15 protein-coding genes and 1 pseudogene are annotated in these 16,705 nt (G+C 69.9%); 10 read left to right on the forward strand and 6 right to left on the reverse strand.

All coding sequences use genetic code 11. The annotated features are described in order from the left end of the window. Nucleotides 1–122: helix-turn-helix domain-containing protein (locus tag DMH01_RS43775; RefSeq protein WP_148106597.1), on the reverse strand; the 122-nt coding region annotated here is incomplete at its 3' end. Between the two features lie 70 nt (nucleotides 123–192). On the opposite strand from DMH01_RS43775, the gene DMH01_RS41620 reads away from it, so the two are divergent. Next, entirely contained in the window at nucleotides 193–1,437 is a 1,245-nt protein-coding gene (locus DMH01_RS41620) for an HNH endonuclease signature motif containing protein (protein ID WP_125684912.1), read from the forward strand. 284 nt (nucleotides 1,438–1,721) lie between these two features. Here DMH01_RS41620 and DMH01_RS41630 read toward each other — a convergent pair whose 3' ends face one another. Further along, nucleotides 1,722–2,264 (reverse strand): GNAT family N-acetyltransferase, encoded by a 543-nt coding sequence (locus DMH01_RS41630; protein WP_233621876.1) that lies wholly within the window; start codon nucleotides 2,262–2,264, stop codon nucleotides 1,722–1,724. 56 nt (nucleotides 2,265–2,320) lie between these two features. Here DMH01_RS41630 and DMH01_RS41635 point away from each other — a divergent pair. Beyond that, a pseudogene (locus DMH01_RS41635) lies at nucleotides 2,321–2,496 on the forward strand (transposase family protein); the annotation flags it as partial. Between the two features lie 285 nt (nucleotides 2,497–2,781). Here DMH01_RS41635 and DMH01_RS41645 read toward each other — a convergent pair. Then, nucleotides 2,782–3,645 carry a sigma-70 family RNA polymerase sigma factor gene (locus tag DMH01_RS41645; protein WP_125684916.1) on the reverse strand — a complete coding sequence of 288 codons (864 nt, stop codon included), beginning with the start codon at nucleotides 3,643–3,645 and terminating at the stop codon, nucleotides 2,782–2,784. A 9-nt stretch (nucleotides 3,646–3,654) separates the two neighbouring features. Beyond that, complete coding sequence (locus tag DMH01_RS41650; protein ID WP_125684918.1) at nucleotides 3,655–4,569, reverse strand: glycoside hydrolase family 16 protein; 915 nt, start codon at nucleotides 4,567–4,569, stop codon at nucleotides 3,655–3,657. 120 nt (nucleotides 4,570–4,689) lie between these two features. Between DMH01_RS41650 and DMH01_RS41655 the strand changes: the two genes are divergently transcribed. From DMH01_RS41655 to DMH01_RS41665, 3 genes are read left to right on the forward strand one after another with little or no spacing between them, the layout of a single operon-like run. Next, entirely contained in the window at nucleotides 4,690–5,400 is a 711-nt protein-coding gene (locus DMH01_RS41655) for a GntR family transcriptional regulator (RefSeq protein WP_125684920.1), read from the forward strand. 52 nt (nucleotides 5,401–5,452) lie between these two features. Continuing rightward, nucleotides 5,453–8,848, forward strand: coding sequence for a TM0106 family RecB-like putative nuclease (locus DMH01_RS41660; protein ID WP_125684922.1), 3,396 nt, complete (start codon nucleotides 5,453–5,455; stop codon nucleotides 8,846–8,848). Beyond that, nucleotides 8,845–9,135 (forward strand): hypothetical protein, encoded by a 291-nt coding sequence (locus tag DMH01_RS41665; protein ID WP_125684924.1) that lies wholly within the window; start codon nucleotides 8,845–8,847, stop codon nucleotides 9,133–9,135. Before DMH01_RS41660 ends, DMH01_RS41665 begins: the two co-directional genes overlap by 4 nt. A 1-nt stretch (nucleotide 9,136) precedes the next feature. On the opposite strand, the gene DMH01_RS41670 is transcribed toward DMH01_RS41665, so the two are convergent. Then, entirely contained in the window at nucleotides 9,137–12,220 is a 3,084-nt protein-coding gene (locus tag DMH01_RS41670) for a BTAD domain-containing putative transcriptional regulator (protein WP_125684926.1), read from the reverse strand. Between the two features lie 121 nt (nucleotides 12,221–12,341). Between DMH01_RS41670 and DMH01_RS41675 the strand changes: the two genes are divergently transcribed. The 5 genes from DMH01_RS41675 to DMH01_RS41695 all read left to right on the forward strand — a co-directional run bounded on the left by DMH01_RS41675 (nucleotide 12,342) and on the right by DMH01_RS41695 (nucleotide 16,187). Beyond that, nucleotides 12,342–13,211 carry an alpha/beta fold hydrolase gene (locus DMH01_RS41675; RefSeq protein ID WP_125684928.1) on the forward strand — a complete coding sequence of 290 codons (870 nt, stop codon included), beginning with the start codon at nucleotides 12,342–12,344 and terminating at the stop codon, nucleotides 13,209–13,211. Between the two features lie 47 nt (nucleotides 13,212–13,258). After that, nucleotides 13,259–13,879 carry a hypothetical protein gene (locus DMH01_RS41680; RefSeq protein ID WP_125684930.1) on the forward strand — a complete coding sequence of 207 codons (621 nt, stop codon included), beginning with the start codon at nucleotides 13,259–13,261 and terminating at the stop codon, nucleotides 13,877–13,879. A 108-nt stretch (nucleotides 13,880–13,987) separates the two neighbouring features. Next, nucleotides 13,988–14,485 carry a hypothetical protein gene (locus DMH01_RS41685; RefSeq protein WP_125684932.1) on the forward strand — a complete coding sequence of 166 codons (498 nt, stop codon included), beginning with the start codon at nucleotides 13,988–13,990 and terminating at the stop codon, nucleotides 14,483–14,485. A 146-nt stretch (nucleotides 14,486–14,631) separates the two neighbouring features. Beyond that, nucleotides 14,632–15,321 carry a sigma-70 family RNA polymerase sigma factor gene (locus tag DMH01_RS41690; protein WP_125684934.1) on the forward strand — a complete coding sequence of 230 codons (690 nt, stop codon included), beginning with the start codon at nucleotides 14,632–14,634 and terminating at the stop codon, nucleotides 15,319–15,321. 95 nt (nucleotides 15,322–15,416) lie between these two features. Continuing rightward, the gene (locus DMH01_RS41695) at nucleotides 15,417–16,187 is read left to right on the forward strand and encodes a hypothetical protein (protein WP_125684936.1); all 771 of its coding nucleotides are present in this window, start codon (nucleotides 15,417–15,419) and stop codon (nucleotides 16,185–16,187) included. Here the strand turns inward: DMH01_RS41695 and DMH01_RS41700 are convergent. After that, complete coding sequence (locus tag DMH01_RS41700; RefSeq protein WP_125684938.1) at nucleotides 16,177–16,698, reverse strand: hypothetical protein; 522 nt, start codon at nucleotides 16,696–16,698, stop codon at nucleotides 16,177–16,179. The two genes, DMH01_RS41695 and DMH01_RS41700, sit on opposite strands and share 11 nt — an antisense overlap. Between the last annotated feature and the right edge of the window lie 7 nt (nucleotides 16,699–16,705).

Raw genomic sequence — 16,705 nt, forward strand, 5'->3', positions numbered from 1 at the left:
CGGGACACCACCGAATGATCCCGCCCAATCCAGGCCCCAATCTCCCGAAACGACTTCCCCTGCCTCAACCCGAACGCGATCAACTCACGCTCCACCGAACGCAACGGCACACCACGCGACACGAAACACCCCCTCGCTACCCAGAACGATCATTATCCCCGGCCGGTGCACTGACCATCTGAGCCCGAGGGGGTGTCCAGCCAACGCATCCTCGAACCGCCACAAGAGCTGTGGCGTGCCGGTGCGCGCGAGCTCGCGCACGGCGTGGTGGAGCGGTTGTCGGTGGCACGACAGGCGTTGGCCGAGGTCGGGCAGTTCCTGGCCGAGATCGAGTCCCGCGGTCCGATGGAGTTGTTCGGGCATGGTTCGACCGCGGGCTGGTTCGCCGAAACCGCCCGCATCACCCCCACAGAAGCCCGCGACACCGTCACCCGTGCGCTGGCACTGAACGAAAGCCGCAACCTCGACGGCACTCCCGCCCCGGCGTCCGCGCCGATCGCCGGAGCCGCCGCGGCCGACGGGGACCTCGGGCACCAGCAACTTGACCCACTCCTGGCAGTGCTGAAGAAAATCCCCGCCGACGTATCCGCCGAAGACCGGACCGGCGCGGAACAGATCCTGGTGAACCTGGCCCGCCACGCCGGCCCCCAGCAGATCATCAACGGCGGCGCCGAACTCTTGGCGCATTTGGATCCCGACGGCAACGAGCCCAAAGACGAAGACCTGAAGCCGCCGTCGCGGGAGGTCCATCTACGGAAACGCGACGACGGCTGGTGGCGGCTCAACGGCCTCCTCGACCCCGAATTCGGGGCGCGCGCCAACGCCCTGTTCGAAACCTGGGGACAACGAAGACCCATCGATGAGGACGGCAACCGCGACCCCCGCACGCCGGGCGAACGCAATGGGGACGCGTTGTTCGACGCCATCCATTACGCCATGACCAACGACAAAGCCCCCACCCTCTCCGGAGACCGCACCACCATCGTGGTCACCATTCCTCTGGAAACGCTGACCTCCGGGTTCGGGTCGGCCCGCGTGGACGGGGTCACTCAGATCACCGCACGCCACGCGCGGATGCTCGCCTGCGACGCCAAGATCATCCCCGCCGTCCTCGGCACCGAAAGCGAACCCCTCGACATCGGCCGCGCCACCCGGTCCGTCACCCCAGCCCAACGACGAGCCCTGAACCTCCGCGACCACGGCTGCGCCTTCCCCGGCTGCCACCGACGACCCAAACACTGCGAAGCCCACCATATTTTGCCGTGGGGCCAACTCGGCGACACCGACCTGAACAACCTCTGCCTACTCTGCCGCTACCACCACATGGTCATCCACGGACAATCCGGCTGGAAAGTCCACATCACCAACGGGCGGCCCGAGTTCATCCCACCCCAATACTTGGACCCGCTACAAACCCCACGCCACAACCACCACTGAACCCGAGGAGCCCGCCGACCCCACCGGCGACGGGCCCCTCGGCATGCCCACGTTCAGTTGAACCAGGTGCCGAACATCGAACTCTCCGACCGCCCCGCCAACCGCTTCCCGAGATCGACCGCTTGCGCCTCGGTGAGCAGGCAGATGTAGTCGGTGACTGCCCGAGCGCATCGGGCCTCCTTGTTGTCCTTGAAAGTCCCTTTCGTCGCGTCGTCACACTCGATATCGCGATAGATGACACGGAGCCCTTTCCAACCTCACTCTGAACAGGTTGGGAGAAGTGCTCATGGCGTTCCGGGGCGATGCTCTGAGCGGAGCAGACCGTAGACGAGCACATCGACATACTCGCCATGTTGGAAGGACCTGCCGTGCATGACCCCTTCCCGGCGGAACCCCAGGCGTTCGAGGGCTTTCTGCTCGCCGAGGTTACCGCCGTTGGTGAGGGCTTCGATTCTGTTCGCGGTCGTGCGGCCGAACAGGTAGTCCACGAGCAGCCTCTGCGCCACCGTGCCCACCCCCTGTCCACGATGCTCGGGCAGCACCCCCACGCCGATCTCGTAGGTGACACCCGAGGGAAAGCCGCGGGGCTTCCAGGAGGCGATGCCGATAACCGTGTCGTCGGCCCGCGCGATCGCGACCGCCGCGGACTCGGCGGAGATGTACCCGTCGATCTCCCATCGCTTGCGGCGTGCCCTCGGATCACCGAATCCGGGCCACTCGAACTCGCCGAGCGCATCGGGATCCGTGCAGAGGCGGTCGAGAAAGGTGAGGTCGGCCTCGGTGAACGCCCTCAAGCGGACTTTGTCCGGGCGGTTCGCTGGAGTCATGAAGGCCAGTATCGCGCCCAGACCATCACCTGTCAGGCAGTGAGCACTTCCCAACCTTGCAACGGCGTCGCCGCGAACGAAGCACTCGGTGGCGCAGGCTACCGGTGCACCGCCAAGCACGCTCATGCTCGCGCACCTGCGCTGCGGGGATACCTACGCACGCCTCGCCGCCAGTTCCGGGATCGGCGTGGCCACCGCCTACCGCTACATCCGCGAAGCAGCCGACAAGCTGTGCGTGAGCCGGTTGTGCAGCACCAATTGCTCACTGACCGCGGCGACTTGAGTCACCCCGGCCAGCCGCCGAAACGCGGATGAATAGAGCACTCGATCACGATCGCGCTAATACGCGTCCCGATAGGTCTCCTTCTCCCGCACTTCGTGGCGCCGGGCAGTTCCTCCGACATGGTCCTGGCTCGAAGAGCCTTGAAAAGAAGGCGGACCACGGCAAGAAACCGTTAACGACTCAAGCCACAGGGCGGGCCATCGGTACTCGTTCGCGACCGAACCGCAACCCGGCTCAGTCCACCATCACCAGGTCCAGCCCCTGCAACCGTTCCCGATCCGCGATGACGTCGATCTCGCTGATCTTCCCGTCCACGAAGGCGAACGCGAGGACCACCGAAGGCCGTCCTTCGTCGGCCATCACGAGCCCGATGCCACCGTTCACCAGCGCGAGCTGGGTGACCGCCGCTCGCACCGAAGCGGCGGCCGCACCACGAGCCACCGTGTCGGCGCCCCGCAGGAAGATCGGCGCGCGCGAGGGGCCCGCCGCCTTGTCGGCGTGGAGGACGACGTCGGGGTGCAGGAGTTGGAGGAGTGCGTCGAAGTCGCCGCCGCGGGCCGCGGCCAGGTAGGCGTCGACGACCTGGCGTCGTCGTGCGACGTCCGGTTCCGTCGCGACGGATCGGCCCTGGACACGGCGCCGGGCGCGGCTCGCGAGTTGGCGGGCGGCGGCCGGGGTGCGGTCGATCAGCGGGGCGATTTCGTCGAACGGCACCGCGAACATGTCGTGCAGGACGAACGCGAGCCGTTCGGCGGGCGCGAGCGTGTCCAAGACGACCAGCATCGCCAGGCCGACCGACTCGGCGAGCACCGCGTCGGCGGCGGGGTCTGCCGAGGAGTCGGCCGATTCGGCGAGCTGGTCGTCGAGCGGTTCTTCCCGACGGTGGTCGCGCGAGCGCAGCACGTTCAGGCACACCCGCGCCACCACCGTGGTCAGCCAGCCGCCGAGGTTCTCGATCTCCCCCGCGTCGGCGCGGTCGAGCCGCAGCCAGGTCTCCTGGACGGCGTCTTCGGCCTCACTGGCCGAACCCAGCATCCGGTACGCCACCGCCCGCAGCCTGGTCCGGTGTTCCTCGAAACGCTCAGTCAGCCGATCCACGGCTCCTATCTAACAGCCACCGAGATCGTCGGCGAACCGCACGCCCGAGGACCGATAGGACGCGGCCCGTTCGGCGGCGGCCTGCGGCGTCAGGACCTCGTTTTTCGCGTAGTAGACCCAGTCGACCTGTTCGAGGTAGGTGCTCGTGCCGCCGCTGTGCTGCGTGAGGTCGATGAACCACTGGTTGAAATTCAAGGACATGTTCTGCCGCGGGTACACGTCGAACGGCCCACTGCGGTCATGGTCGGCCACGAGGGCGCCGTCGATGTAGTACCGCACGTGGCCGTCGGACACGGTCGCGGCGACGGAATGCCAGCCGTCGATGCTGCGGCGCTGGCTGTCGCTCTTGTTCTCGGCGTACCACGGATCCGGCGTGTACGTATGCCAGCTGGTCTGGAAGTTCGTCGGCCCCGTCTCGCCCCAGCCGCCGTTGGGCAGGTACTCCGAGAAGTCCAGTTCGCTGTAGATCGGGTCGTTGTCGTGGCGGAGCGGGCTGATGGTGAAGAACGTCTGGTTGATCCGGTCACCGTCCGGGCCCGACACCGGCGCGTCGGAGAAGCGGATCCGGGCCGCGTAGGTCCCTTCGAAGAACCGCCGGTCGGGTTGCATGATCTCGGTTTGCGTCGTGCCCGCGGGCGTGCCGTCGGTGGCGGAGGCGAGTTGCAGCACCTTGTCCCCGTCGGACGTCGGGAAGGTGATGCCCTCCGGAGCCCAGCGCGCACCGCCGACGCCGGGGCCGCCGGCGCCGGATCGCACCTGCCAGCCGTGCTGGGCGAGGAGTCCGTCGGTGTGCGAGCCGTAGTGGAAATCGTCGAACAGTGCCCCGCAAGCGGCCGCTCCGGCCGCGGCACCCGGCGCCACCGCCAGTGCGGCGACCGACAACGCCGCGACGGCGGCAACGCGAAACTTCCCTGAGGTCGACATCGTCGTCTCCTTACCACTGGTCAGTTTCTTTCACCGTCTCCCCCGGAAGTGGTAAAGTCAATAGGTCTAGACAACTTGTCCACCAGCCAATTCACGCCGACCACTGGGTAGGCTGTGGTCATGCGGCGAACAGAGGTCAAGGACCGGCTACGCCAGCTCATCGAGCGGCGGCAGCCGGGCGAAGTCCTGCCTTCGGAACGCGCGCTGAGCAGTGAAATCGGCGTCTCGCGCCCCACCTTGCGGGCCGCGATCGACGAGCTGGAGCGAGACGGTCTCGTGGTCCGCGAGCACGGCCGCGGCACCTTCACCGCGCCGCGCAAGATCTCCCAGGACCTCGTGCCCGCCACCGGCGGCGAACAGTTCGCCCCGCCCGCCGAGGGTCACTGGACCAGCCGGGTGATCGACTTCGCCACCACACCGGCGGGCGCCCGGCTGGGCAAACGGCTCGAGGTCTCCCCCGGTCACACGCTCGTGGCCGTCACCCGCGTCCGCGTGGTCGAAGACGCGCCGATGGCGATCGAACGGATCCTGGTCCCCCGCGACCTCGTGCCGGACATCACGGCCGCGGGGTTCGAGTCCGGTTCGTTCTACGAACTGCTCCGCTCCCGGTACGAGGTCGTTCCCGCGACGGCCGTGCAGATCATCGAGCCGACCGTCACCGACGCCGACGAATCCGGCCTGCTCGGCGTCCCGCAGCACTCACCCGCGCTGCTGTTCGAGCGCACCACGCGCGACGCGGGTGGCCGCGTGATCGAGTACACCCGCTCGATCTACCGGGGTGACCGCTACCGGATCACCTCACATCTGAAGTTCGACCACACCTCCGGCTGACTCCGGCGCGCCGGGACCGTCCATCCGGGAGTCCGTGCGAGACTCCCGGGCGATGTACACCCCGTCCGATCTCGCCGACCTGCTCGAATGCGAGCACCGCAGCCTCCTGAACCAGGCGCTGGCCGCCGGCCTCCCGGGAGCGCCGCGGCCGGGCTCCGGGCCGGATCAGCTGGCGGTCACGCACGGGCGCGCGCACGAGGCCGCGACGCTGGACAAGCTGCGAGGCGAGCGGAGCGCCGTCGTCGAGATCGACGAACGCGACCCGGTCGTCGCCGCGAAGGCCACCGAAGAGGCGCTTCGGGCCGGTGCGCCGGTGATCTACCAGGCGGTCTTCCACGACGGCGAGTTCTCCGGCCGCGCCGACTTCCTGATGCGGGACGACGAAGGCCGCTACGAGGTCTACGACACGAAGCTGGCCAGGCACGCGAAGCCCGCGGCGGTCGTCCAGTTGACCGCGTACGCCGACGCGCTGCGCAGAGCGGGCTGGCCCGCCGGTCCGCGGATGCATCTGCTGCTGGGCGATCACAGCACGCGTTCGTTCCGCGTCGACGACTTCCTCCCGTTGGTCGACCGGCTCCGCGCCCGGCTGCGGGACCGGCCGCCGACCCTGCCGGTCCCGCTGTGGGCCGACGAGCGGCCCGCGTGCGGCGGCTGCTCCTACGCCGCGCACTGCGCGAGCGCCCGCGAGGCCGATCGCGACCTCTCACTGGTCGCGGGAATGCGCGGCGACCAGCGGCGCAAACTCGTCGCCGCGGGCCTCGGCACCATCGACGCGCTCGCGACCGCCGCACCGGAAGACCGGCCGCGCGACATCTCGACGACGTCGTTCACCACACTGCGCGCCCAGGCCGCGATCCAGGTCCGCCAGGACGCCACCGGGCAGATCGCCTACGAGGTCATCGATCCGGACGCGCTGGCCGAACTCCCGCCGCCAGCGCCCGGCGACGTCTTCTTCGACATGGAAGGCGACCCGTACGCCTTGGCGGGCGAAGGGCTCGAATACCTCTTCGGCGCCGTGACCGCCGAAAACGGCACGAAGTTCACGCCGTTCTGGGCGCACAACCGGTCTCAGGAGAAACGGGCCTTCGAAGAGTTCGTCGACTTCGCCACCGCGAGGCTCGCGGAGCACCCCGGCTCGCACGTCTATCACTACGCCCCGTACGAGGTCACCGCGATCAAGCGGCTCGCCGCCGTGCACGGGACCCGCGAGGACGCCGTCGACCATCTGCTGCGCAGCGGCGGCCTGGTGGACCTGTATTCCGTGGTGCGCAAGGCACTCCGGGTTTCGCAGCGGTCGTACTCCATCAAGTACCTCGAACCGCTCTACATGCCCGAAGCCCGCGACGGCGACGTCAAGACCGCGGTTTCGAGCATCGAGGCCTACGAGGAGTACTTGACGCTCACCGCCTCCGGCGAGACCGAGCACGCGGACGAAGTGCTGCGCGGGATCAGCGACTACAACGAATACGACTGCGTCTCGACGCTGCGGCTCTTCGAGTTCCTTCACAAAGTCCGCGTGGACGAAGGGATCCCGCTCGCCGAGCCGGCCGAAGAGTCCGATGTGGACGCTCTGCTCCGGCAGACCGAGGAGGACGTCGCCGCCCAGAAACGCGCCGAACGCGCCGCGCAGCTGGCCGCGCTGGTCGATCCGCTGCTGGACGGGCTTCCCGACGATCCGGCCGAGTTCACCGGCGAGGATCGCGCCCGCGCGCTGCTGGCCGCGTCCGTCGGCTACCACCGCCGCGAGACGAATCCGGCGTGGTGGGAGTACTTCCGCCAGCTCGCCGCCCCGCTCGGCGATCTGGAGACCGACAACGCCTGCACCGTCCCGGTCTCGCTGGAAGCCGGGGAATGGGTGCCGCCATCGGGCCGGGTCCGCAAGGCGAAACGCTCGCTGACGCTCCGCTGCGACCCGGACCGGCCGCATCCCTTCGCCCCCGGTGACGACGTCCGTCTGCGGTACGGAGCGGCCGCGCGGGACGCGAAGGTCGTCTCGGCCACCGCCGTCGAGCTGACCCTGGAAGAAAGCTGCCCGCCGGACGAGACCACCGCCGACCGGCCGGTCGCGGTGCTGCCCGGGAGCCCGGTCCGCCCCTCCCCCAAGGACGACGCGGTCGCGGATCTTGCGCGCCTCGTCGTCGACACGCTGCCGGCGCTGCCCGCCCATCCCGGCGTCGATCTCCTCCGGCGTACGACGCCGCGGCTGCGCGACGCCCAAAGCCTGCCCGACGCCGGCACGGACCTGGTGAGCACGGTGATCGAGGCCGTCGAGGCGCTCGACGGTTCCACGCTCGCCGTCCAGGGCCCGCCCGGCGCGGGCAAGACGTACCTCGCGGGGAGGCTCATCGCGAAACTCGTGCGCGCGGGCAAGACGATCGCCGTCACCTCGACCAGTCACAAGGCCGTGGAGAACGTGCTGTCCGCCGCGCTCAAGAACGCGCCGGATCTGCCGTGCGCGAAACGCGCCAAGCGGACCCCGGATCCGGCCGCGCCGTGGGAGCAGCCGAAGACCAATCCCGCGCTGGTGAAATGGCGCGAGGAGCACGACACCGGCCATCTGGTCGGCGGGACGGCCTGGACGTTCGCGAACACCGCGATCCGGGAAGAGCCGTTCGACCTGCTGATCATCGACGAGGCGGGCCAGTTCGCCCTCGCCGACGCGCTCGCGGTGTCGATGTGCGCCAAGAATCTCCTGCTGCTGGGCGATCCGCAGCAGTTGCCGCAGGTCGTGCAGGGAACGCATCCCGCGGGCGCCGAAGCGTCCGCGCTCGGGCATCTGATCGGTGAGGCGGACATCATCCCGGCCGAGCTCGGGTACTTCCTCGACGAGACCCGCCGGATGCATCCGGCCGTCTGCGCGCCGGTGTCGCGGCTGTCCTACGCGGGCCGCCTGCACTCGCATCCCTCGGCCGCCGAGCGGGCGATCGACGGTGTCGAGGCGGGCCTGTACCTCGCCGAAGTCGACCACCACGGCAACACGACGCGGTCGGTCGAGGAGGCCGAGGCGGTCACCGCCCTCGTCGCCGAACTCCACGGCCGCGCCTGGACCGATCACGGCGAACCCCGGCCGCTCGGCGACGAGGACATCCTGGTCGTGGCGCCGTACAACCTGCAGGCCAGGGTCGTGGCCCGCGCGCTGGACCAGGCGGGACACCCCGGTGTCCGGGTGGGCACCGTGGACCGGTTCCAGGGGCAGGAGGCGCCGGTGGTGATCACCACCATGACCTCGTCGTCGGCCGTCGATCTGCCGCGCGGCCTGGACTTCCTCCTCTCCCGCAACCGGCTCAACGTGGCGCTCTCGCGGGCGCAGGCGCTCGCGATCGTGGTCTGCTCGCCGCGGCTGGTCGAAGCCGACATCCGCACGGTCGACCAGATGCGGCTGGTTTCGGGCATGCTCGGGTTGATGACCGAAGCCGTGCCGTGGCACGCAGGACGGAGTGGACGATGACCGAGAACAAACCGGACAAGGAAATCCTCGACGCCGAGATCGTCGAAGAGACCCCGACCGCGCCCGTCGAGGTCCCGGAGCCGGATTACAGCGAGGGCGGCGTGCCCTCGTTCGACCACGTGCGGGACCGGATCGAGCAGCGCTACACGACGTCGCTGGGCTCGACCGAGCTCGCCGGGCTCGGCGGCAAGGAAGACGTCGCTTCACTCGACAAGAAGATCGCCGACCGCGACAAGGCCGCCAAGGACAAGCTGGCCGAGATCCGCCGCGCGATGCGGGAGCAGTGAGCTAATCCCAGTGCGGTGAACCGGCCTGCACCGCGATGGCCCGCGCCTTCCGATAGTGCTCGGCTGCCGCTTCTCGCAGGCCGAGGGCAGTGGCCAGCTCGCCGAGGTAGTACGCGACCGGGCGGAGGGTGAGCATCCCGCTCCCGGCACCGGCGATCTCTTCTTCGGCGGGCAGGAGCTCGGCGTACAGGCGTTCCATCGTCGTCCGGTCACCGAGTTCGATCGCGACGACGGCGTGCAGACAGGTGCGGGCCTCGAACAGCAGATCCCTTGGCGAATCCGGGATCGGGAACACCGGGCGGCACCAGCTTTCGTAAGCACCGTAGTCGTCCTCCAGCGCTTCGGACGGCAAGCCTCGCTGGATCCGGTCGCAGTACAGGGCGAGCGCGAGGATCCCGTTGTCCACACCGGACATGGCCGTTCCCGCGAGACCCGCCGCCGCGGCGCGATAGGCGGCTTCCCCGCCGGGGCCGGTCATCGCGGTCCGCATCGCGCGATACCACCGGGTGAACACGCCGACGAGCGGAAGGCCGTAGCGGTCGCCGAGTTCGTCCGCCGCCGCGGCATGCCGGTCCGCGGCGGCGAAATCCGCGAGCGCGCTCTTCGCCTGCAAGAGCACGAGGTGCCCGAGCACCTCGAACGTCACAAGCCCGTGCCGCGCGGCGAGGTCGACCAGTTCGGCGCCGATCGCGGCCCGCTCGGGGGCGAGACCGGCGCGGTCGAAGGACTGCAGGAACCGGGCGTTGAGCGCGAACGCCAGCAGAGCCGGATCGTCCAGCCGACGGGCGAGCGCCTCGGCTTCCCTGGCCGCCTCGCGAGCCCGCTGTCCGCCCGCGTTCCGCATCTCGACGGCGAGAGTGGCCAGCAACCGGCAGCGTTCGGCCCTGTGTTCGGCGGGCAAAGCGGCGAGGGTGCGCTCGACGGCTTCCGCGATCCGGGAAGCGAGTTCCCGGTCGTCGCTTTCGGTCCAGCTGGCGGGAACGTCGAAGGCACCGATCACCCGCGCGGTCAGCAGCGGATCGTCCAGCTTTTCCGCCAGTTCCAACGCTTCCGCCCGATGCCTCCGCGACTGGCCGAGCCCGCCGGCGACGGCCGCAGCGCGGGCCTTGCCCATGATCAGATCCAGCCGCTTCGCCGTGTCGGAGGCGCCGGACCGGTCGTACGCGGTGAGTGCGGCGTCCCAGAGCCGTGCCGCTTCCGTTGAAGCGAAACGACTTTCGGCCCGTTCGGCGGCGGCCTGTGCGTACCGCGCGGCACGATCGTCGTGCTCCTCCGACAGGAGGAAATGGTGCGCCAGGGCGTCGACGTCGTCCGGGCGGAGCTGTTCCAGCGCCTCGGCGATCTCGCCGTGCTCGCGGGCCCGCCGCGAACGGGAGAGATCGTGGTAGAGCGTGTCCCGCACGAGCGCGTGCGCGAACCGGAACCGGCTCGGCGCCCGCTCGGTCAGGAATCCGCGCCGGACCGCGATCTCGGCGGCGTCGAGCGCGGTTTTCCCCACCAGGGCTTCGAGAACGTCCAGATCGACGTCCGTCCCGATCACCGCCGCCCGCCGCACCACACCGCCGACGTCGTCCGGCAGCGCGTCCACCCGATGGCGGACGACGTCGCGGACGCCCGGCGGCACCGCGTCCAAGGCGGCCGCCCCTTCGGCGGCCAGGAGACGGGCGAGTTCACGGACGAAGAACGCGTTGCCGCCGGTGCGCCGATGGAGCACCGCGGCGGTGTCCGGATCGATAACTTCTCCGGTCGTGGCGCGGACCAGTCCGGCGACTTCGGTCTCGGGCAGGCCGCCGAGATAGATCCGCGCCGGCTCGTGGCGAGCGGCCCTGGCGAGGAAATCCGTCAGCCGGGCGGGCGGGTCGGTGCCGCGATAGGTCGCGATGATCGACACCGGCTCGGCCAGCACCGAGGCCAGCAGCGCCAAGGTCTCTTCGCCGGCCCAATGCAGGTCGTCGAGGACCAGGAGCAGCGGTGCGGCACCGGACAGATGAGCCGCGACGGCGCGATGCCACCGCCAGCGCGCGGCCAGTGGATCTTCGGTCCCCGGCTCCGCCGTCGGTGCCGGGCCGTACCCGGCGTCGGCGAGCGTGGCCAAAATCCGGGTCCAGGCGTAGGCGGGCGGCGCGCCCTCGTCGTCGGGACCGCTTCCCCAGGCCGTCGTCCAGCCCCGCGCGGCGAGACGGGCCGAGAACGCTTCGGCGAGCGCGGTCTTCCCCACCCCGGCGTCACCGGAGACGAGCACCAGCCGCGACCGCGTCACGGCTTCTTCGAGCTCGGCCAACTCCGCGTCGCGCCCGACAAGTGGCCGCTCGGCGATCTTGGGCGCGGACGGCTCCAGGCTGGGCGCTTGCGCCAGGATGCCGGCCTCCAGATCCCGCAGGCCCGCGCTCGGATCGATGCCGAGTTCGGCGGCGAGGTGTTCGCGCGTCGTGCGCAACACGGCCAGCGCTTCGCCCTGCCGCCCGGAACGGTAAAGCGCGAGCGCCAGCAGCCGGGAACCGTTCTCCCGCAACGGATGTTCACGGACCAGCGGTTCCAGCTCCGGGATCGCCTCGGCGGCACGCCCGAGCGCGAGGAGCGCTTCGGCACGGAGTTCTCCCGCCAGCGAACGGAGTTCGGTCAAGCGGGAGACTTCGCCGACGGCCCAGCCCTCCTCGGCGAACTCGGCGTACGCGGGACCACGCCAGAGCCCGAGCGCGGTGTCCACTTGCGACAGTGCCGCGCCCGGCCGGCGGGCGTCGAGCAGTTCACGAGCCGCGGCGACGGCGGCCTCGAAGTCCCACGCGTCGACAGAATCGGCGCGCAGCGCGTAGCCGCGGGCGACCGTGACGAGCAGCCGCGCGGGCTCGCGGGGCGCGCGATCGGGCTCCAGCGCCCGGCGCAAGGCCCCGACGAACGTCTGGACCGCGCCGACCGCGCCCTCGGGAGGGCGTTCCCACAGGTCGTCGACCAGCCGTTCCACCGGCACGACCCGGCCGCGGGCGATCAGCAGCCTGGCCAGCACCGCGCGGTGCCGCGGCCCCTTGAGCCCGACCTCGCCCCGCGCGTCCTCGGCCACGAGCGGGCCGAGCACCCCGAACCGCATCGTCACCTCCTCGCTTCACGGACGGTGATCATCGTGCCCCGGCCGCTCGGTCGCCGCTGACCGGGTGCTGATTCGGGCCGGGGACGCTGGCGGTCATCACCGAACGACCAGGAAGGTACCCATGCGCATCACCGGATTCGACTACCAGCGTGTGCCCGTCGCGGACGGCGTGGCCCTCAACGTCGCCGTCGCCGGGACGGGCAGCCCGATCGTGCTGCTGCACGGTTTCCCCGAGACCCACCTCATGTGGCGGCACGTCGCGGCGGATCTGGCGGCCGATCACACCGTCCTCTGCCCTGACCTGCGAGGATACGGCGAAAGCGACAAGCCCGCCGACACCGGCGAGACCTACTCGAAGCGCTCGATGGCGGCCGACGTCGTCGCCGTCGCGAAGGCCTTCGGTCACGACCGGTTCGCCCTCGCCGGGCACGACCGGGGTGCGCTGGTGGCACTGCGCGCCGGCCTCGACCACGCGGACAAGGTGAGCCACCTCGCGATCCTCGACGTGCTGCCGACGCTGGACATGTGGGAGGTCCTGCACGGCACCACCGCCGCGGTCGGCTTCCACCTTTACCTGATGGCCCAGCCGCCCGGACTGCCCGAACAGCTGATCGGCGCCGCGCCCGACGCGTTCTTCGGTCACTTCCTCGACGCGTGGACCCAGCGCGGCGACGCGATCCCCGCCGACGTCCGGGCCGCGTACCTGGAGGCGTCACGGAACGCGGTGACCTCGATCGTCGCCGACTACCGCGCGTCGGCGGGCATCGACGTCGAGCACGACCAGGCGGACCGCGCCGCGGGCAACCGGCTCACGATGCCGCTCACCGTGCTCCAGCAGGACTGGGGCGCCGCACTGGGCTACGACGCCGTCGCGCTCTGGCAGGCGTGGGCGACCGATCTGGATCACCGGACGGTCACGGCGGGGCACTTCATGGCCGAGGAATCACCGGCGGAGGTGGTGAAGGCACTGCGAGACCTGTTGACACGCTAGGACGAAAAGCCGTGGCTCCGACAGGGTCACGGCCCTATCGTCACAGCATGTCCAGGCTCTTTCCGGTGGTGGAATCCTTGCCGCCCAGCTATTCGTCCTTCGAGCTTTGGCCGTTTCGCGGCCACGACGGCGAGTGGATCCCCCTGCACCGCGAAATGCCCTCCGACGACGTCGGCGCGGTCATGCTCTCCCTGCTCGGGAACAGCATGAGCGACGAGCTCACCCAGCCCGACCTCAAGACCGCGTTCGACGAGCTGGTGCGGCTCGAGCGCACCTTCCTCCCCGGCGGTCTGCAGCTCGAGGCCGAGGGCATCGCTGTGACTCCAGGTTGCTGCGCCGACCTGACCGACTGGCCGGACTGGCACGGGCTGCCGGACGGGAACGGGCCCGACCTCGGGCATGGGCCGGGGACGATGTTCGAGTTCGACGGCGAGATCATCCGGTTCTGGCCGGACGTGGACGACGAGGACTGGGGGTCCCCCGAAGGACGGCGGCTGGAGATCCGGCGTCAGGATCTCCCCGCCCTTCTCCAAGGCGTGAACCGAGACCTCGCCGGGTTCATCGACGCGCTCCGGGCATGGGTGCGGAACCTCGAGCCGTCTCGCGCGGATCAGGTGGTCGCCGCCGTAAGCGGCTACCTGCGCGTCGGGGACGGCCCATCGGCCTGAGCCGAACGGCCCAACCCGCACCCCCGGCGGCGGCAATCGACCGCCATTCGGGTTTGGCCGTCACTCGGACGGGTATCGGGAGGCGGCACGCCGAACGAGGGGCCCGATATGACACCCACTGCCAAACGCGCGCACACCGTCGCCCGCGATCTCCTATCGCTCACCAGATCGGGTGAAGCCGACCGGCTCGCCACCGCGCTGGTGTCCACCGCTTCGTCCACCCGGCGCGCACCGGCGCTCGGCGACGTCGTCGGACGGCTGGTCGACACGTTCTCCTTGGCGGCCAAGGATCGCCGCCGATCGCTGCGGATCGGTGAACCGTTCACCTTGCGCCTGCGGGATCACGCGGGCAGGACGGTCCGGCCCGACCGGCTCGATCCGGGCGTGGCCGCGATCGTCCGCGCCATCGCCGCCAGCGTCCGCGACGACCGAGACACCTGCGCCGACCAGATCGGCGAGGCCTGCGAGAACGCCGATCTCGACCAGCGGATCCGGGTTCTCGCGCACTGCCTGGTCTGGACGTCGGATCTCCTCAGCACCGACACCACCGCCTATCCCCCGGTGCTGTCCTGCTTCAAGGTGGCGCCCCGCCAGTGTCCACAATAGACATTGCGCGGTTCGGATGACTTCCGGCCCGTCGTGTGGACATCCCTCGCACGGAACGGCAAGCTGGACCACCGCGCACGAAGTCCCAGTCCCCGATGACGGGCGCACACCTTGGCGGCCAGTTCCCCTGAACCAGGAGTGCAGACTTGGACGAGGTAGCGCCATCGACGGTCCCCGCGGACTCCCGTGCCGCCGCCACGGCGGGACGCTTGCCCAACCCGGAGAGCAGGGTGGTCCGTGCGGCCGTGGCCGGTGATCCGGACGCGATCCGGGAATTGGTCCGTTTCCTTTGCCCGCACGTGTTCCGCTACTGCGCGAGCAGGCTCGGGAGCACCGGAACGGGCGCTTGCGACGCACAGGACTGCGCGCAGGACGTGCTGCAGGCGGTCTTGATCGCCTTGCCCCGCTACCGGTACCGCCCGGACCGGTTCCTCGCGTTCGTCCTCGGGATCGCCGGGCACAAGGTGGCCGATCTGCACCGGCGCCGCTCCCGCGAACCGGTCGCCTCCGTCCCGGAGATCGGCGACGGACTGCCGCTCTGGGCCCGCCGCGACCCGGACGAGATCGAGCGCCTGGAACACCGGTTGCAGGCAGGTGTCCTGCTGGCGAAATTGCCGATGCCACACCGGCAGGTGCTCGCGCTCCGGTTCGTGTTCGGGCTTTCGGCCGAGGAGACGGCCGAACGGCTCGGCCTGCCGAGCGCGGGAGCGGTCCGCGCGGCCCAGTTCCGCGCGCTGGCGCGGCTTCGGACGCTCCTCACCGAGCGGAACGCCCGGTACGCGAACGATGTCCCGATCATCGGACCGGTCACCGAACCGGAGCTCGTCCCGGTATAGAACCGTCCACTTCGGACGATCGTCTTCTTGTACGCGCCTTGTACGGGGATCCACCATCCTGTCCCCCTATTCGGGGAACCCACTGGAGGACAGAGATGAAGATCCGATCGAGGATCGCCAGAGGCGCGATGGGCACGATCGCCCTGGCCGGGGCGATCATGCTCGGCGGCGCGGGTGAGGCGCTCGCGGCGACGGGCACGGTGAACACCGACTCCGGGGTGGCGGTGACCGTGCGGTCGAGCCCGAGCACCACCGCGAGTTCCGTCGGCACCGTCGCGAGCGGCACCGCCGTCACGATCGACTGCCAGACGAACGGCTCGACGGTGACCGGGAAGTACGGCACCACCGACATCTGGGACTACGTGCCGTCGAAGGGCGGCTACATCAGCGACGCCTACGTCTACACCGGTTCGGACGGCCGTGTCGCCCCGAACTGCGCCGGCAGCACCCTTTCGTGCTCCACCGCGGGCACCGGCAACCCGCGGACCTGCGCCGAAGCCGTCGCGTGGGCGAAGGCGCATGTGCACACGAACAACGACCCCAACTACTACCGTTGGTGCGACCGGATCAACTCGTGGGCCTACGGCTGGACCGCGAGCGGTTCGGAAACCGCCTACGTGCACTGGACGCAGATCCCGGGTTCGTACAAGCACCCCGGTGACACCCAGGTCCCCGCGGGCGGGCTCGCGTTCTTCAGCAACGGCGGCACCGGGCACACGATGATCTCCATCGGCGGCGGCAAGTTCCTGTCGAACGACATCCACGGCCCCGGCAGCTTCACCGAGACCACGATCTCGGAGATCAAGACCGCGTGGAACTACACCTATCTCGGCTGGTCCCAGCCGTGGTTCAAGATCAACCACTGACCGCGCGAGTGGCCTCGAAACGCTGCCGGACGAAGGGGTCCTCGCCCGGCAGCGTTTCCTCCGCCCGCCAGGAGAAACTCTCACGGGTCAGCTCGGAGAAGATCCACCGGCGCCGGACACCGTCGGTGTCGGCCTCGATCTCGAAGCCGTCCTCCGTCGGCTTGCCGAGGAACGGGATCACCCAGCCGTTGCCGGGGCCGAGCCAGGTCGACCGGAACGCGTCGATCTTCTCGTCGTAGAAGCGCAGGCTCATCCCCCACTCCCCGTCCACCCCGTCACCCCGGCTCGCCCGGGCGGGGCTGATCCACACGTCGGCCAGCGCGCGGCCGTCGAGCGCCCAGCCGAAATGCCATTCCCCGTCGACGGTTCGGGCGGTCCCGTCCTCGGCGTGGTTGTGCACCACGAGATCCCAGCTGCCGATCAGCGGCTCGAACACGCCCAGCCGTCCGGCGAGTTCGGGACGCGGTCCCGGAGCGGTGAAGACGGCGGCGATCCGTTCCGTGACGTCCATACGGCCA

It is taken from the genome of Amycolatopsis sp. WAC 04182 (assembly GCF_003947465.1).
Classification (GTDB): domain Bacteria; phylum Actinomycetota; class Actinomycetes; order Mycobacteriales; family Pseudonocardiaceae; genus Amycolatopsis.

Bases quoted from the DNA above. Each gene is read 5' to 3' on its own strand.
- DMH01_RS41685 (WP_125684932.1), top strand. From the start codon at position 13,988: ATGACACCCACTGCCAAACGCGCGCACACCGTCGCCCGCGATCTCCTA.
- DMH01_RS41695 (WP_125684936.1), top strand. From the start codon at position 15,417: ATGAAGATCCGATCGAGGATCGCCAGAGGCGCGATGGGCACGATCGCC.
- DMH01_RS41700 (WP_125684938.1), bottom strand. From the start codon at position 16,698: ATGGACGTCACGGAACGGATCGCCGCCGTCTTCACCGCTCCGGGACCG.
- DMH01_RS41660 (WP_125684922.1), top strand. From the start codon at position 5,453: ATGTACACCCCGTCCGATCTCGCCGACCTGCTCGAATGCGAGCACCGC.
- DMH01_RS41675 (WP_125684928.1), top strand. From the start codon at position 12,342: ATGCGCATCACCGGATTCGACTACCAGCGTGTGCCCGTCGCGGACGGC.
- DMH01_RS41665 (WP_125684924.1), top strand. From the start codon at position 8,845: ATGACCGAGAACAAACCGGACAAGGAAATCCTCGACGCCGAGATCGTC.
- DMH01_RS41650 (WP_125684918.1), bottom strand. From the start codon at position 4,569: ATGTCGACCTCAGGGAAGTTTCGCGTTGCCGCCGTCGCGGCGTTGTCG.
- DMH01_RS41630 (WP_233621876.1), bottom strand. From the start codon at position 2,264: ATGACTCCAGCGAACCGCCCGGACAAAGTCCGCTTGAGGGCGTTCACC.
- DMH01_RS41680 (WP_125684930.1), top strand. From the start codon at position 13,259: ATGTCCAGGCTCTTTCCGGTGGTGGAATCCTTGCCGCCCAGCTATTCG.
- DMH01_RS41655 (WP_125684920.1), top strand. From the start codon at position 4,690: ATGCGGCGAACAGAGGTCAAGGACCGGCTACGCCAGCTCATCGAGCGG.
- DMH01_RS41670 (WP_125684926.1), bottom strand. From the start codon at position 12,220: ATGCGGTTCGGGGTGCTCGGCCCGCTCGTGGCCGAGGACGCGCGGGGC.